This is a genomic window from Klebsiella sp. PK01 (genome assembly GCF_057624675.1).
Map to the genome: position 1 here is coordinate 518651 of NZ_JBYEZM010000001.1, position 14975 is coordinate 533625.

The 14975-nt window shown below is 55.6% G+C and carries 17 protein-coding genes; 10 read left to right on the forward strand and 7 right to left on the reverse strand.

Annotated elements, in window-relative coordinates; genetic code table 11:
* Positions 1-6 precede the first annotated feature (6 nt).
* Positions 7-282 carry a VF530 family protein gene (locus AC22LX_RS02485; RefSeq protein WP_487333721.1) on the reverse strand — a complete coding sequence of 92 codons (276 nt, stop codon included), beginning with the start codon at positions 280-282 and terminating at the stop codon, positions 7-9.
* 295 nt (positions 283-577) lie between these two features.
* Between AC22LX_RS02485 and AC22LX_RS02490 the strand changes: the two genes are divergently transcribed.
* The 4 genes from AC22LX_RS02490 to AC22LX_RS02505 are packed head-to-tail and all read left to right on the forward strand — an operon-like array spanning position 578 to position 3875.
* Entirely contained in the window at positions 578-1606 is a 1029-nt protein-coding gene (locus AC22LX_RS02490) for an isopenicillin N synthase family dioxygenase (RefSeq protein ID WP_487333722.1), read from the forward strand.
* An 18-nt stretch (positions 1607-1624) separates the two neighbouring features.
* Positions 1625-2431 carry a MetQ/NlpA family ABC transporter substrate-binding protein gene (locus AC22LX_RS02495; protein ID WP_487333723.1) on the forward strand — a complete coding sequence of 269 codons (807 nt, stop codon included), beginning with the start codon at positions 1625-1627 and terminating at the stop codon, positions 2429-2431.
* A complete protein-coding gene (locus tag AC22LX_RS02500) occupies positions 2428-3219 on the forward strand; it encodes a methionine ABC transporter ATP-binding protein (RefSeq protein ID WP_213292570.1) in 792 nt (263 codons plus the stop codon). The genes AC22LX_RS02495 and AC22LX_RS02500 overlap by 4 nt, the downstream gene beginning before the upstream one ends.
* Entirely contained in the window at positions 3216-3875 is a 660-nt protein-coding gene (locus tag AC22LX_RS02505; RefSeq protein WP_161798788.1) for a methionine ABC transporter permease, read from the forward strand. The genes AC22LX_RS02500 and AC22LX_RS02505 overlap by 4 nt, the downstream gene beginning before the upstream one ends.
* Before the next feature lie 21 nt (positions 3876-3896).
* On the opposite strand, the gene AC22LX_RS02510 is transcribed toward AC22LX_RS02505, so the two are convergent.
* Entirely contained in the window at positions 3897-4952 is a 1056-nt protein-coding gene (locus AC22LX_RS02510; RefSeq protein WP_487333724.1) for an NAD(P)H-dependent flavin oxidoreductase, read from the reverse strand.
* A gap of 91 nt (positions 4953-5043) precedes the next feature.
* On the opposite strand from AC22LX_RS02510, the gene AC22LX_RS02515 reads away from it, so the two are divergent.
* Positions 5044-5931 (forward strand): LysR family transcriptional regulator, encoded by an 888-nt coding sequence (locus tag AC22LX_RS02515; RefSeq protein WP_487333725.1) that lies wholly within the window; start codon positions 5044-5046, stop codon positions 5929-5931.
* Here AC22LX_RS02515 and AC22LX_RS02520 read toward each other — a convergent pair.
* Together AC22LX_RS02520 and AC22LX_RS02525 are read right to left on the reverse strand one after the other, a co-directional pair.
* Positions 5863-7029 (reverse strand): YbfB/YjiJ family MFS transporter, encoded by a 1167-nt coding sequence (locus tag AC22LX_RS02520; RefSeq protein WP_487333726.1) that lies wholly within the window; start codon positions 7027-7029, stop codon positions 5863-5865. The two genes, AC22LX_RS02515 and AC22LX_RS02520, sit on opposite strands and share 69 nt — an antisense overlap.
* A gap of 179 nt (positions 7030-7208) precedes the next feature.
* Positions 7209-8537, reverse strand: a complete 1329-nt coding sequence (locus tag AC22LX_RS02525; RefSeq protein WP_045394475.1) for an aminotransferase-like domain-containing protein — start codon at positions 8535-8537, stop codon at positions 7209-7211.
* Between the two features lie 98 nt (positions 8538-8635).
* Between AC22LX_RS02525 and AC22LX_RS02530 the strand changes: the two genes are divergently transcribed.
* A complete protein-coding gene (locus tag AC22LX_RS02530; protein ID WP_063447048.1) occupies positions 8636-9514 on the forward strand; it encodes a DMT family transporter in 879 nt (292 codons plus the stop codon).
* Positions 9515-9565: 51 nt separating this feature from the next.
* Here AC22LX_RS02530 and AC22LX_RS02535 read toward each other — a convergent pair whose 3' ends face one another.
* Positions 9566-9739, reverse strand: a complete 174-nt coding sequence (locus AC22LX_RS02535) for a hypothetical protein (protein WP_162184068.1) — start codon at positions 9737-9739, stop codon at positions 9566-9568.
* 250 nt (positions 9740-9989) lie between these two features.
* Between AC22LX_RS02535 and AC22LX_RS02540 the strand changes: the two genes are divergently transcribed.
* The 3 genes from AC22LX_RS02540 (at position 9990) to AC22LX_RS02550 (ending at position 12455) form a co-directional block, all read left to right on the forward strand.
* Positions 9990-11159, forward strand: coding sequence for an MFS transporter (locus AC22LX_RS02540; protein WP_487333727.1), 1170 nt, complete (start codon positions 9990-9992; stop codon positions 11157-11159).
* A 123-nt stretch (positions 11160-11282) separates the two neighbouring features.
* The gene (gene tli1a / locus AC22LX_RS02545) at positions 11283-11855 is read left to right on the forward strand and encodes a Tli1a family immunity protein (RefSeq protein WP_487333728.1); all 573 of its coding nucleotides are present in this window, start codon (positions 11283-11285) and stop codon (positions 11853-11855) included.
* A 309-nt stretch (positions 11856-12164) separates the two neighbouring features.
* Positions 12165-12455 carry a hypothetical protein gene (locus AC22LX_RS02550; RefSeq protein ID WP_015366702.1) on the forward strand — a complete coding sequence of 97 codons (291 nt, stop codon included), beginning with the start codon at positions 12165-12167 and terminating at the stop codon, positions 12453-12455.
* Between the two features lie 6 nt (positions 12456-12461).
* Here the strand turns inward: AC22LX_RS02550 and AC22LX_RS02555 are convergent, their stop codons facing one another.
* Entirely contained in the window at positions 12462-13262 is an 801-nt protein-coding gene (locus tag AC22LX_RS02555; RefSeq protein WP_487333729.1) for an MBL fold metallo-hydrolase, read from the reverse strand.
* A 177-nt stretch (positions 13263-13439) separates the two neighbouring features.
* On the opposite strand from AC22LX_RS02555, the gene tam reads away from it, so the two are divergent.
* Positions 13440-14228 (forward strand): trans-aconitate 2-methyltransferase, encoded by a 789-nt coding sequence (gene tam, locus AC22LX_RS02560; RefSeq protein WP_487333730.1) that lies wholly within the window; start codon positions 13440-13442, stop codon positions 14226-14228.
* On the opposite strand, the gene AC22LX_RS02565 is transcribed toward tam, so the two are convergent.
* Positions 14194-14967, reverse strand: coding sequence for a DeoR/GlpR family DNA-binding transcription regulator (locus AC22LX_RS02565; protein ID WP_045394489.1), 774 nt, complete (start codon positions 14965-14967; stop codon positions 14194-14196). The genes tam and AC22LX_RS02565 overlap by 35 nt on opposite strands.
* Positions 14968-14975 lie beyond the last annotated feature (8 nt).

The following is a 14975-nucleotide window of genomic DNA, read 5'->3' on the forward strand; positions in this document are numbered from 1 at the left end:
TAAGCGTTACTTCTTTTGCCAGTTGGCCCACGGGCCAGCGTCGGCAGAGGCAGTAGATTTGTCGATAAGCCCTTCCAGCGTATCGAGATAAAAGTTTTCGACTTCTTTACGCGCCCACGGCGTGCGGCGCAGAAATTTCAGGCTCGAGTTAATGCTCGGATCGCTTTTGAAACAGTTGATTTTGATGTGTCTGGCCAGTTCATCCCAGCCATATCTGGCCACAAGGTCAGTGAGTAACGCTTCGAGCGTCACGCCGTGAAGCGGATCTTTTGACGTGTGCATTGTCTTTCCTGCATGAAAAATTTCGCTCACCATACGGACCGCGGCGGCATCATGCAACATCCCGCTACTTTTTTACATCACGTCCACGCGTTTCCTCTCTCCTTATCCGTTTTTCGCAAAAGCACTGAACCCACCGCGGTCATAAATTAGAAAAGAACGTTATTGGTCGAAAAAATTGCGCTAAGGCAAGCTGAGCGCATCTACCCGACAGAGGAAATCATCATGCGCCGTTGTTGTTGCCGAACCCAGAATCACTCAATAGCCAATGACCCGTACCCCGTTTTCGGAGAACACAATGAACGCCACGACTTTGCCGATTCTCGATCTGGCCCGCTATACCAATCCTGCTGAAAAGGCCGGTTTTCTTGCCGACCTCCGCCAGGCCGCTCGCGATATTGGTTTCTTTTATCTTATTAATCACGGCGTGGACGCCGGATTGCAAACTGAAGTTCAACGCCAGGCGCGACGCTTTTTTGCCCTTGATGATAGCGAAAAGCAGCAGGTGGCGATGATTCACTCCCCCCATTTTCGCGGCTATAACCGCGCGGCTTCCGAGCTCACTCGCGGCCAGCCGGACTGGCGCGAACAGTTTGATATCGGCGCTGAACGCCCGGCTTTAACTCTCGCCGAAAACGCGCCACGTTGGCAGCGCCTGCAGGGACCGAATTTATGGCCCGCCGCGCTACCGTCGCTGAAACCCACTCTGCTGGGCTGGCAGCAGGCGATGACCGGCGTCGGGATGACCTTGCTGCGCGCGTTTGCCGAAGCGCTACAGTTGCCTGCCGACGCCTTTGACGCGCTGTATGGCGATAAGCCGAATGAACATATCAAACTGATTCGTTACCCCGGACAGCGTGAAACGAAAAGCGACCAGGGCGTCGGCGCGCATAAAGATTCCGGATTCTTAAGCTTCCTGTTACAGGACGAGCAGAAAGGACTGCAGGTGGAAGTCGCGCCGGACCGCTGGATCGATGCCACGCCGCTGGCGGGAAGCTTTGTGGTAAATATCGGCGAGCTGCTTGAGCTGGCGACTAATGGTTATCTGCGCGCCACCGTTCATCGCGTGGTCTCGCCGCCGGCAGAACAGGAACGTCTCTCTATCGCCTTCTTTCTTGGCGCGCAGCTCGATGCCGTGGTGCCGGTGTACCGCCTGCCCGCCCATCTGGCGCAGGAAGCGCTCGGCCCGGATAGCGATCCGCAAAATCCGCTGCTGCGGGATGTTGGCTGGAATTACCTCAAAGGGCGGCTGCGTTCCCACCCGGACGTCGCCGAACGTTATTTCCAGGATGTTTTTCGCGAACGTACTGAGCAACTGATCGTTTAATTTAATAAGGATAACAACATGAAATATGCCGCATTCAAACTGGCAGGGGTCGCTTTATCTCTTTCTCTGGCATGGACATCCGCCCAGGCTGCCACGCTGCGCGTTGCCGCTGACCCGGTGCCGCACGCTGAGATCCTCAATTACATCAAAAAAATCGATCCCAGCCTCGATATCAAAGTGGTCGAACTCACCAGCGGCGTCAACGCCAACGAACTGCTGGCGAATGGCGATGTTGATGCCAACTACTTCCAGCACGTTCCCTATTTGAAGGACCAGGAAAAAGCGCTGGGTAAGACTTTTGCCGTCGCTGCCACAGTGCATATTGAACCGCTGGGTATTTATTCCCGTAAGCACAAAGACTTTAATTCCGTTCTGGAAAACGGGACCGTCGCGGTGCCGAACAACACCACCAATCTCAGTCGCGCCTTGTTCCTGCTGCAAAGCCAGGGATTAATCAAACTCGGCGCTAAATTCACCAACCCGGCGACCACGTTAGCCACCCCGAAAGACATCGTGGAAAACCCCAAACATCTGAAGATCCTCGAAATTGAATCACCGCAGATCCCGCGTTCATTAGACGATGTCGATTTAGCGGTTATTAACGGCAACTACGCGCTGGAGGCAGGACTGGTACCGGCGAAAGATGCGTTAGGACTGGAGAGCGCGAACAACAACCCCTACGCCAATATCCTGGTGACGACGCCGCAGTTGGCTAATGACCCACGTATTAAAGCGCTGGCCAAAGATCTCACCTCGCCGCAGGTTGCCGAGTTTATTCGCAAAAACTATAACGGCTCGGTTATCCCGGTAGCGCCGCAATCATGATTGAGGTCGTCGGGCTGAGTAAAACCTATGCCGGAACAGGCCGACCGGCGTTGAACGACGTGTCGCTGCAGATCCCGAAAGGCGCGATTTATGGCATTCTCGGGCGCAGCGGCGCAGGCAAAAGCACGCTGATCCGCTGTCTCAATTTACTCGAACGGCCCTCTACGGGCCGGATTGTGGTGAACGGGCAGGATATCACTCAGTTAGACAAAGCCGGTTTACGTCAGCACCGTCTGCGCACCGGAATGATCTTCCAGCACTTCAACCTGCTGCATGCCCGCAACGTGGCTGACAACGTCGCGGTACCGCTGGAAATCGCCGGTGTCGACAAACGTGCGCGCCGCGAACGCGTGCTCGAGTTGCTGGAGTTGGTTGGACTGGCGGATAAAGCAACCGCCTTTCCATCCCAGCTTTCCGGCGGTCAAAAGCAGCGCGTCGGCATCGCCCGCGCGCTGGCGGCCGGCCCGGATGTGCTGCTATGCGATGAAGCAACCAGCGCCCTCGATCCGGAAACCACCGCCTCGGTGCTGGCGTTACTGGCCGATATCAATCAGCGGCTCAATCTGACTATCGTGCTTATTACCCATGAGCTGGAAGTCGTCAAAACGCTGTGCGATCACGCGGCGCTGCTGGAGCATGGCGAAGTCATCGAGAGCGGGAAAATCGCCGATCTGCTGGTGGCGCCGTGGTCCAGATTACGTCAGTCGTTACTGCATAATCCGCAGGCGGAGCAAGATTTCCTTGCCCGCCACGGCTTTCACGGGAGGCCTTTATGCGTAGTCGCATGAGCTGGGAAGATTTATGGCCCTTATTATGGGAAGGCAGCCTTGAAACCCTCTATATGGTGGGGCTGGCGGCGCTGTTTACCATCTTAATCGGCCTGCCGGTCGGCGTGTTACTGTTTGTCTCCCGGCGCAACGGCCTGGCGCCGATGCCGAAACTGAATGCGCTGCTGGGGGCGATTATCAATTTTGGCCGATCGCTGCCGTTTATCGTGCTGCTGATCGCGTTAATCCCCTTTACGCGGCTTATCATCGGCACGACCTTGGGCAGCACCGCCGCCGTCGTGCCGATTACTATCGGCGCTTTTCCGTTTTTTGCGCGGCTGACCGAAAACGCGCTGGATGAAGTGGATTACGGGCGCATTGAAGCCATTCTGTCGATGGGCGGTAATCTGTGGCACGTTATCTTTAAATCGCTGCTGCCGGAGGCGCTACCGACCCTGCTTGCCGGGATCACCCTGACTATCGTGATGCTGATTGGCTTTTCATCGATGGCGGGCGTCATTGGCGGCGGCGGTCTTGGGGACCTGGCGATTCGCTATGGTTATCAGCGCTTTAACGATCAGGTGATGGTCGGTACGGTACTGATTCTGGTGGTGATGGTTCAGGGCGTACAAATGATCGGCGACAGGCTGGTACGACAGCTTGCCCATCGCCGCTAAGCTCTCATTCGCAGGCGGCTACTACAGGCCGCCTTCTACCGCCAGAACCCTAACCAGGTCTGCCGCCGGCATTTCGCGGATCATCGCCACCCCTTGTCCCGCCCAGTGCGCGCCGAAACCATGATCGCCCTGCGCCTTTGCCGCCGTCGCCAGCGCTTTTCCGGCGTCATAAGCGAGCGGATAGGCGGGAATGTCCCGTTCATTGAATGAAGCCACCATTTCGCTCCAGCTATTTTTAACGCAGCGTGCTGGCCGACCCGAAATGGCCGCCGTCAAAAAGGTGACAACGTCACTATTTTGCGTGAGCGCCTGTCGATATCCACTATCTATACCCGCTTCCGGGCATAATAAAAACGCGGTTCCCAGCTGAACGCCCGACGCGCCGAGCTGCATCAGACTGGCTATCGCCGTTCCATGCATAATGCCGCCGGCGGCGATAATGGGTAAATCGACGGCCCGCAGTAGTGCCTGAAGCAGAGTGAAGGTGCTCATTTGACGATCGTCGCCGTGCGGGTCAAAAATCCCCCGATGGCCACCGGCCTCATACCCTTGCGCAATAACGACATCAATACCCGCTTGCGCAATTAATCGCGCTTCCGCGACGCAGGTGGCGGACGCCATCGTCACCGTTCCCTGTTGCTGGAAGCGGCGAATAACCTCCGAAGACGGCACGCCAAAATGAAAACTCACCACCGCCGACTTCTCTTCAAGCAGCATATCGAGCATGGATTGATGTTGATGGAAGCTCTGATAAATCTCGTTAAGCTGTTTCGGCGGCGTGCCGTGATAGCGGGCAAACGCCGGAGCCAACCGCGCCAGCCACTGCGCTTCCTGAACGGCATCGCGGCGCGACGGCGTATGACAGAAAAGGTTGACGTTAAAGGGACGTTCGGTGAGCTGCCGGGTTTGTTCAATAAGCGCCTGCGCCTGCGTAACCGTCGACGCGCCGAGCCCAAGCGATCCCAATCCCCCGGCATTGCTTACCGCCGCAGCCAGGGCCGGCGTCGACACGCCCGCCATCGGCGCCTGAATAATCGGGTAACGAATATTAAGCAATTGCATTAAATGTTGATTCATTGACGATCCTGCGCAATTTGCGATGTGAGACATTAACCATCTCTTTTTAAGATGATAAGATCAACTGCATTGTCATATTGAGAAGAAAAATATGAACCACACCACATTACTGATCTTTAAACTTGTGGCCGAAACGCAAAGCGTCACTCAGGCGGCGAAACAACTTGGTCGCGCGCAATCCAATATCACCACGCGCATTCAGCAGCTTGAAGAGGAGCTGGAAGTCGAGCTTTTCGTACGCGGAAACAAGAAGATGCTGCTTTCACCCGCCGGACAAAACTTCCTCAGCTACGCGCGGCGAATTTTAAGCCTTGCCGAAGAGGCCAAACTGGCGCTGCACCCGGCACGGCCCGCGGGGACGTTAAAACTCGGCGCGATGGAAGCCTGTGCCGCCAGCCGCCTGCCGGCCATATTGCCTTTGTTTCAGCAACGCTGTCCGGACGCCGACCTGACATTGCGTACCATGCCCACCCGTCAGCTGACTGAACTGGTCGAAAACGCAACGTTGGACTGCGCGCTGGTTTCACTGCCGGCCGGTCCAGACGGCAGCCTTCAATGCCCACAAACGCTTGAATATCTACCGCTTTTCATCGAACAGCTGGTCCTGATCGCCCCTGTTGATGGGCGCGACTACCGCTTTGCCGCCTTCCCGGCAGGATGTTCCTACCGCCAGCGCGGCATCGAATATCTGCAACAGACGGGAACGCACGTGGACATCGTCGATGTCAGCTCCTATCACGCGATGATGGCCAACGTCGCCACCGGTCGCTACGCCTGTTTGCTCCCGGAAAGCGTCCTGGCCCTGCTCACGCTGCCCGCCGGCTGCCAGACGCAATACGTGACCCAGGCCGCCACCCAGCTTATCTGGCGCCGCGGGTATGTGTCGCCTATTCTCGACGCCCTGCGCCAGTTATTGCTGACGCCGGCCGCAGGCAACCAGCCCGGCGGCTCCCAGCAACACGCCGCTGGCCGTCAATAGTGAAGGATTAAACGATCCCGTCAGGCTGTATAACCCATCGGCGACCAGCGGCCCGATTATCTGCCCGACGCCGTAAGTCGCCGTGAGCGCGGCAATCATATTAAATTTTACCGCCTGATTTAGCCGCTTGCCCTCTGACAAGGCAATGGTTACCGTCCCAAGGAAGGTCGCCCCAACCAGCAGCGCGCTCAACAGACAAAAGGTGAATGAGTGGCTCCATGCCGGTAAGGCCACGCCGAAGGCCTGAATAACGAGATTGCTACAAAATGCCCGCTGATAGCCAATTTTTAGTACAAGTTGGTGCCAGATAAAACAGGAAGGTACCGCCGCGAGACCAAATACCGCCCACAGGTGCACCGGGTCGATACCCGATAGCGCGCCGTGCAAAAACAGCGGCAAATAGGTCGCGGTGATGATGTAGCCGAAACCCGCGAGGCCATAAATCAGCAGCAATTTTACCGCATCGCCCGTGCGCCCATTGTCGCTCGGCATCGCTGGTGCGGGCCCGCTGTGTAACGCCAGCAGCGAATCCGCCGGGCTTAATAATCCGCGCAAGGCGCATAAAAACAGCACCGTCGCAGTGATGGCGCACAGTAGCCAGATTTGCTGACTGCTAAACGCCAGCACTTTACCGGCGGCAATAAACTCCGCCGACAAAAAGATCCCCATCCCGACACCGGCAAACAGTACCGGCGCGCCGTTATGATGTTTCATATGCTGCAGTAGCCATAACGAGGCGGAGATAAGCGTTACCGCACTGAGTACCCCGGCCAACCCGCGCAGGATAATGATAGCCAGCGGCGAACGCAGCCAGGCCAGTAGCGCCAGACAAATTAGCGTCAGAATGACCGAGACAATATTCATTCTGGTCGCCTGCTCCGGCTTTGCCTTCGCCAGCAACAATGCTCCCAGCAGGTATCCGGCATAATTAGCGGAGGCGGCCAGGTTACCCTGACGCAGCGTCAGGATCTGATCGCTTAACATCACCGGCAGGATCCCGGTGAAGGCGAAGCGGCCGTAACCCATACCAATCATTAATACCGTCGCCCCTGCCAGCGCTAATAAGAAAGCGTTTATCTGCGGCCTGATTTGTCGCATCTCCGTTACCCCTTGCACAATTAATCTCAAAAAGAGAATATTATTTAATTTTAATTCTCTTTTATTATGAAATAGCATAATGCGACGAGCAAGTCGTCGCGCTAAGGCAAAGAGTAAAAGCACCAACCGCAAGATACTTCGATTAGAGACGAAGGATGGTTGTCAGAAGAAAATGGCCGTTAAACGCCGTACTCGATAATGGGCCGCATTATCTTCAGCGCGGCGCTCAGTTTATCGAGACTCGGTGACGCCAGCGCCAGACGTAAAGCATGCGGCACATCACGGCCGACGCTATACGGTTCGGCGGTGGAAATAGCGATATTCATGGTTAGCAGCTGTTTCACGACGCGATCGGCGCGGATCTCCTCGCCCAACGGCAGCCAAAGGAACCAGGCATTTTCATTGCCAATCATTGGTAAGCCAGCCAACGCCTGACGGGCGATGGCCTGCCGCCGCCGCGCATCTGCGCGCATTATAGTTTCGAGCCGGGCCAGCGTCCCATCCTGAATCCAGCCGCAGACCAGCGCCGTCGTTAAGGCCGGCGTATTCCAGCTGGTGGCGCGGATCGTCCGCTCTATCGCCGGCATTAACCCCTCGCGGCATACCACCATGCCAACCCGTAAACCGGTGGCGATGTTTTTTGAAAAACCGCACACATAGACCGTACGCTCAGGCGCCAGAGACATCAGCGGCGGCGGCGCGTTGGCAATCAACCATGCATAGGCGGCATCCTCAATGATGAACAAATCGAACTGACGGGCAATATCAACCAGTTGACTACGCTGTGCCAGATTCATTACCCAGCCGAGAGGGTTATGCAGCGTCGGCATGGTGTAAATCGCTTTTACCCGCCGTTTTTCACACAGGCTGCGGAGCATATCGAGATCCGGCCCTTGTGTTGTGTGCGGGATAGCAACCAGTTCAAGTTGATAGAGCCTGGCGAGGGCGCGAAATCCCGGATAGGTCAACGCATCTGCCGCAACCACGTCGCCGGGACGCAGCAGGCCGCCGAGCGTGACCGCCAGCCCATGCTGAGCGCCGTTAACGATAGCGACCTGCCCGGCGCTGGCCGCAATACCCTGTCTGTTAAGATGCCGGGCCACTATTTCCCGTTCGCTCATGCGTCCGGCGTGCGGTTGATAGCGTAACAACGCCTCCAGATCGCCCGCGCCAGATAGCTTTTTTAAGGCCTCGCGCAGGAGAACGGTTTGTTCCGGCAACGCCGGGGAGTTGAAATTAAGATCGATCATATCCGGGGCAATGGCGTGCTGATCGACACCCAGCCCCGGCGGCAAGCTCAGTTCACGCACAAAAGTGCCGCGTCCCGTTTCACCGCTGACCAGCCCCATTAACGCCAGTTCACTGTAGACCCGCGTCGCGGTAGCCAGAGAAATTCCGTGTTCAACGACCAATTGCCGATGGGTCGGCAGTTGGCTGCCAGCCGCCAGCGCACCGCTGCGGATTGCTGCCGCATAGCGATCAACCAGAGATTTATAGCGGTTTTTCATCGTCATTGTATCCATGACAATTATTTGATTGTCATGAATTGTGCGACCTACTATCGACCCGGTCAACCACCTTAACTATCACTACAAAGAGGTCTCACGTGCACAACCGTCGCGCTTCCACTTCCATATCCGGTTGGATAAACGGCTTTATCGGCGTCGCTATTTTTAGCGGCTCGCTACCCGCCACCCGCATCGCCGTGCAGGAATTCGATCCTTTTTTCCTGACTTTCTGTCGCGGTGCGATTGCCGGGGTGCTTGCGCTGGGCCTGATCTGGCTTTTACGCCTGCCGCGCCCGCAAGCGGGACAATGGCGTTCACTGGCGCTGGTTGCCGGCGGCGTGGTCATCGGCTTTCCGCTGCTGACGGCGCTGGCGCTACAGCGGGTGACATCCGCACACTCAATTGTTTTTATTGGGTTATTGCCGCTGGCGACGGCGATTTTCGCGGTGATCCGTGGTGGTGAGAGACCGCGCCCTGCCTTTTGGGGATTCTCGCTGCTGGGCAGCGTGCTGGTGGCCAGTTTCGCGCTGGCCGGTAATGCCGGGATCTCCGTCGCGGGCGATCTGCTAATGTTGGCGGCGGTAGTGGTCTGCGGATTGGGTTATGCCGAGGGGGGGCGCCTCACCCGAGAGCTTGGCGGGCTGGCGGTCATCTGTTGGGCGCTGTTCCTGTCCCTACCCCTGATGTTGATAGCCTGCGGCTTAACGCTTCCCATCAGCTTCAGTGGTATCAGTGCGTCTGCATGGACGGCGCTTGCCTATGTCTCGTTATTCAGCATGCTGGTAGGCTTTATCTTCTGGTATCGGGGACTGGCAATCGGCGGTATTGCGGCGGTCGGTCAACTCCAGCTATTGCAGCCCTTTTTCGGCCTGGCGCTGGCGGCGCTGCTCCTTCATGAAGCAGTGAGCCCGTTGATGGTAGTCGTCACGCTTGGCATCATTTTCTGCGTGATCGGTTCGAAGCGCTTTGCCCGTTAAAATAGTCGGCAGCCTGATTTGAGGCGCGCTCCTCTCTCAGGCTGTCTTCTATCAATTAAACTGTGGCGCAACCGAATGGCCGCAGGCGCTGTTAGCATCAATGGTGTCGTTCATGCAGGTTTGCGAATCAAGCCCCTGACCCGGCGCCATGCCCGAGGATGATGAGGAACCTCCTGAACAGGCGGATGCTGCAAAAACAATGAGCAATATAAGTAATTTTTTCATCGCGATGACCTCCGGAAAGCAAATAGATTGCCGTGCTCCATCCTAAGACTGGCCACTCATCCATTTCCCTTTCAAACTCAGGTATCACTCTAAGAAATAATATGGGCGTTATTTATCATCTGTATAGCTATATTATCGGTCATTTTGCCAATAAATGAACCGAGCGTTGGCATAAAATGCTCGCCCGCTCGCCGGAGCCGCCGCGCTTGCGCTATGCTTTACCTCCCTTTCGTTTTAAACACTTAGCGTTATGACCACATCTGTTAGCACCACTCAGCTTAACCTGCGTATTGTTTCTATCGTGGTTTTCACCTGTATCTGCTATCTCTCCATCGGCCTGCCGCTGGCGGTGCTTCCCGGCTACATCCACTATCAGCTCGGATACAGTACGCTAATCGCCGGAGTCGTTATCAGCCTGCAGTACATTTCAACGCTCGTAAGTCGACCTCACGCTGGCCGCTATACCGATATCTGGGGGCCGAAAAAGGTCGTTAGCCTCGGCATCATCTGCTGCATGTTAAGCGGACTCTTCACCCTCGCGGCGGTGATGTTGCAAGCTATACCGCTTCTCGCCGTCAGCGCCCTGTTGATTGGCCGGGTTTTCCTCGGCGTGGGAGAAAGCTTTACCGCCACCGGGGCGACGTTATGGGGCATTAAAACCGTTGGCGCGATTCACACCTCGCGGGTGATTTCATGGAATGGCGTCGCGACCTACGTGGCAATGGCCGTCGGCGCGCCGCTGGGGGTGATGCTCAATAGCTATTTTGGCATCAGCGGTTTTGCCGTAGTGGTAGTGCTGGTTGCGCTAATTGGCCTGCTGTTTGCCCGCACGCGACAGGATGTCAGCGTAACCGCCGGAGTGAGAGCGCCATTCCATGTGGTAGTGCGCAGGATCTGGCCCTACGGGCTGGGGCTGGCGCTGGGTACCGTCGGCTTTGGCGTCATCGCCACTTTTATCACCCTCTATTTTTCGGCTCACCACTGGCAAGGCGCTGCATTCACGCTCTCTCTCTTCAGCATCGGTTTTATTTGTATACGCCTGATCCTTGGCAACACCATTACCCGCTACGGCGGCGTGCCGGTGTCGCTTGTCTGCTTCGTAGTGGAGTGTCTTGGATTATTGATTATCTGGCAGGCGCCGTCGGCGTGGGTCGCTGGTATTGGCGCATTCCTCACCGGTTCTGGTTTCTCGCTGGTCTTCCCGGCGCTGGGCGTCGAAGCGGTGAAACAGGTAGAAGAACAAAACCAGGGCACGGCGCTGGGTACCTATTCAGCCTTTCTCGATTTGGCGCTGGGTTTGACCGGCCCGGTTGCCGGTTGGGTGGCGGGTTATTATGCGCTCGATACGCTATATCTGCTGGCCGCGGTAGTGGTCGCCATGGCATTTATCCTGCTACTTCGGGTTCGGCGAGGGATCTGAAGCTCAGTGTAACTACAACTCGCGTTAAGCCTGTTTTTTGATTTTCAGAAAAAAACAGCGGAGAATCCTTACAAATAGTAGGCATTTTGACCATACCCCATCCCAGAACAAAAGGAATTATGGATGAATCCCTGTTACAGGACTTTGCTGACCGGTGTCGTTCTGCTGCTTACCGGCTCTCCCGTCGCATTTGCAGGCACTATCGAAGCCATCAACCATACCAAATGGGCGATTAATCATTTCAGCGTTAACGGACAGTCCGGTCTGGATGCCATAGGCCCCTTTCAGGGGGGAGGCGGCGGGTGCTGTTACCGCGCGCCGCCGTCATGGAAACCCGGCATGACTGTCAGGATAGACTGGGAAACAGGTCTGGGTAGCACTCTTGATATGACAGAACCCAAACCCATCCCACCCAATACCACAGGGATGTCTCAAAAAGACAGAAATCGTGCCTGGGATGAGTACAGTGCTAAAAATAGGGAATGGTTCGCAAAAATCAGGCGGATGAAAAAACAGCATTCACGCATCGTGCCACTCCCGCCCTATACCTCCACAGACAAAACCTGCGGCATCACCGTGCATTTCCAGCCCTGTGACCAGGTAAAAGTCACAACAAGCTGCGCCGATTACGGCAGTCCGGCTTATCCGGTTAAAGACCCCATTCAGATGAAGGAGCCCGCCGTATGTCCGAAGTGAATAGTGCGCCGGTCTGGTATCCACCATCTTTCCCGGAGCAGGGACGCCTTCCCGTAAATTAATCAAAATACAACAGGCCGGGCAGAACGTATGATGTATGCCGATTAATCATGATACTGGTAACAATTTAATCAATAATTGACGACGCTTTAATATCCGTGCCACCATTCTGCGAGCATCCAGTCCTGGATGCCGGGCGGTACGGGTGCAGTGATAGAGGTCGTCAACAAAACGATCCCCCCGTGACCTGGCTCCATTCGACTCGTCGCCTGATGCGGCGAGCGGCTTACCCTGGCGGGAAATACCGACATGCATCAAAGTTTCAACCAGCGCGTCCATTTTTACTACTGCATTCTGGTCGCGCTGAAAATCCACGTAAAAACGAAGAAATCGGGCGGAGCGAGAGGGAAAAATAATTTTCTTCTCAAATGGTTACGCAAGGCGCAGGACAACAACATTTTTCATCCGGATATCACCAGCGAAATCGAATGGCTACGTGGCAAAATCATCCAGGCGGGACACGATACTGACCTTGAGCCGATGCTGGAATTCGTCTATGCCACCGCCCGGCGCGCCGAAATGCTCAAAGATGCCGACTAACCCTTATTAAGCTAGTTGCAAAATATCGCCGGTGGCCGGTGCCTGTGCGCTGGCGAGCCACAGTTTTCCCCAGGCGCCGGTACAGTGACAGGCCATAATTTTCTCCACCTGTAGCTGCTGTAAGTAAGTTCGGACCTGCCAGACCCTGGCGACAGATGCGGCGCGCAGGTGTAGCCCACCGATCAACGCGTGGACCCGCTCAATGCCGGTGATATTCTGACAATGCCGCACGATGTTCTCTACTCCGCGATGTCCGCAGCCGCAGATGATGACCAGACCGTGGTCGGAAAGATAAATAAGGACGCCTTCATCGACGATATAATCAGGCGTCAACGGCGTGCTGGCTAAAATGCCAAAGGATTGCGGACGGTTTACCACGATCTCGCCGGACCACAACAGACGTTCGCTGATGGCAAACGGCTGCCGGTAGCATTCCATGCGAAAGCGGGAATAGTCGAGCTCAAGCGAGAGTTTTTTGATTTTGCGTACGTGCCGGCCAAGGCTGATAGCGGCATAGCGCGGTTGGGCAAGCCGTGGATGACAGATAATTCGACTTTCATCCGGCAGCCAGGGAACGCCGCCGCAGTGATCGTAGTGGCCGTGTGATAATACCGTCGCGGTCAAATTCTCCAGTTTAATCCCCATCCGCTGCGCATTCTCAAGAAAACTGCCGTCCGGGCCGGTATCAAACAGCACTTTACTGGTTTCATCTTCAATGAGCAGGCTGAGCCCGGCTTTGGCTATCAACGCCGGGTCGGCGTGCGCCGCAAGGCGATTTTCCAGTAATACCCTGATGGTTAAGGCCATTATATCATTCATCCCTGTTATATATGCACGACCAGTGTAACGAAGAAACCCTGCAATCTGTGTGATGAGCGCCGCACCCTTCACCGCGAAAAAGTGACACTGTCACTAAAAAACAGCTTCACAACCGCGCTACGTCCTCTATGCTGATGAACGCGGAACATTAATCTGAGGTCGACTATGGCAGACTGGAATCCCTCGCTGTATCTGAAATTTGCTGATGAGCGTACCCGACCGGCGGCTGAGCTCACGGCGCGTATTGCGCAACAGCCGGTAAAGCTGGCAGTTGATCTGGGCTGCGGCCCCGGTAACAGCACTGCCTTGCTGCGTGCTACCTGGCCTGAAGCACGAATTATCGGCGTTGATAATTCCGCCGCCATGCTGGAACAGGCGACGCAAGCGCTTCCCGATTGCGAATTCGTTACGGCGAATATCGAAAACTGGTATTCCGCAGAGCGGGTTGACCTGATTTATGCCAATGCCTCTTTGCAATGGCTCACAGACCATCAAACGCTGTTACCACGGCTGGCCGGTCAGTTAAGCGATGGCGGCGTTCTGGCGGTTCAGATGCCGGATAACTGGCAAGAGCCCTCTCATACTCTGATGCGTCAGGTTGCTGAAGAACAGGGATTTCCGGAAAGCGGCCGACAGCCGCTCCCCAGCGTTCAGCAGTATTACGACATGCTGACCCACAGCGGCTGCGAGGTAGACATCTGGCGCACTACCTATTATCACCCTCTGGAATCGCACCAGGCGATCGTTGACTGGCTGCAGGCGACCGGTCTGCGCCCGTACCTGCAAAATCTTGATGAAGCAGAAAAGAAGGTGTTTATAGAGCGTTATCTGACGCTGTTACAGCAACACTATCCGTTACAGTGTAACGGAAAGGTGCTGTTATTGTTCCCGCGGCTGTTTATTGTCGCGCGACGCCTGGTTAACGCCTCGTCGCCAGTTCGACCTCAACGTTAAGCGCATTCAGTTGATTTACCACGCTGCTGCTCAGCCCGTCATCGCTGATGATGACATCAAGTTCGCTCAGCGGCAGGATCAGGTAATTCGCCATTTTTCCGTATTTTGATGAATCGCTTAGCAGGATACATTTTTCACTCACCTTCGCGACGGTCTGTTTCACGATGGCTTTATTTTCGTTAGGCGTCGACAGACCGCGTAAATTCCACGATGACGCTGAAATAAACGCGACATCGATAAACAGATTCTCTAACATTTTCGCCGTCAGGTGGCCAACGGCTGACTGATTTTCACGACATAGACGCCCGCCGGTATGAATCAATTCACACTGCCCGCGTTCAATCATCAAATTGGCAATGGCAAAATCATTGGTGACGATCAGCAAATCCTTGCGCTCAACCAGGTTTTCAGCCAACGCCAGCGTCGTAGTCCCGGCATCCAGATAGACGGTGCTGTTCGCCGGAATGTGCTTAAGTGCCGCCAGGCCAATAGCTTCCTTTTCCTGTGGGAACATCAGAGTCTTATCGCGATGCGAAGGTTCATTCAGCAAGCGGGTTCGTTGCGGCAGGGCCACGCCCCCTGATACGCTGGCCAGCACGTTAAGCTGCTCCAGGCGCTGAATATCGCGCCGGATCGTCATATGCGACACGCCCAGCGCCTCGACCAGTTCGACGACGCTGACCACCCCTTTGTCTTTAATGATTTCCAGTATCTTCTCTTGTCTTTCCAACGGCAGCATCGATTTCT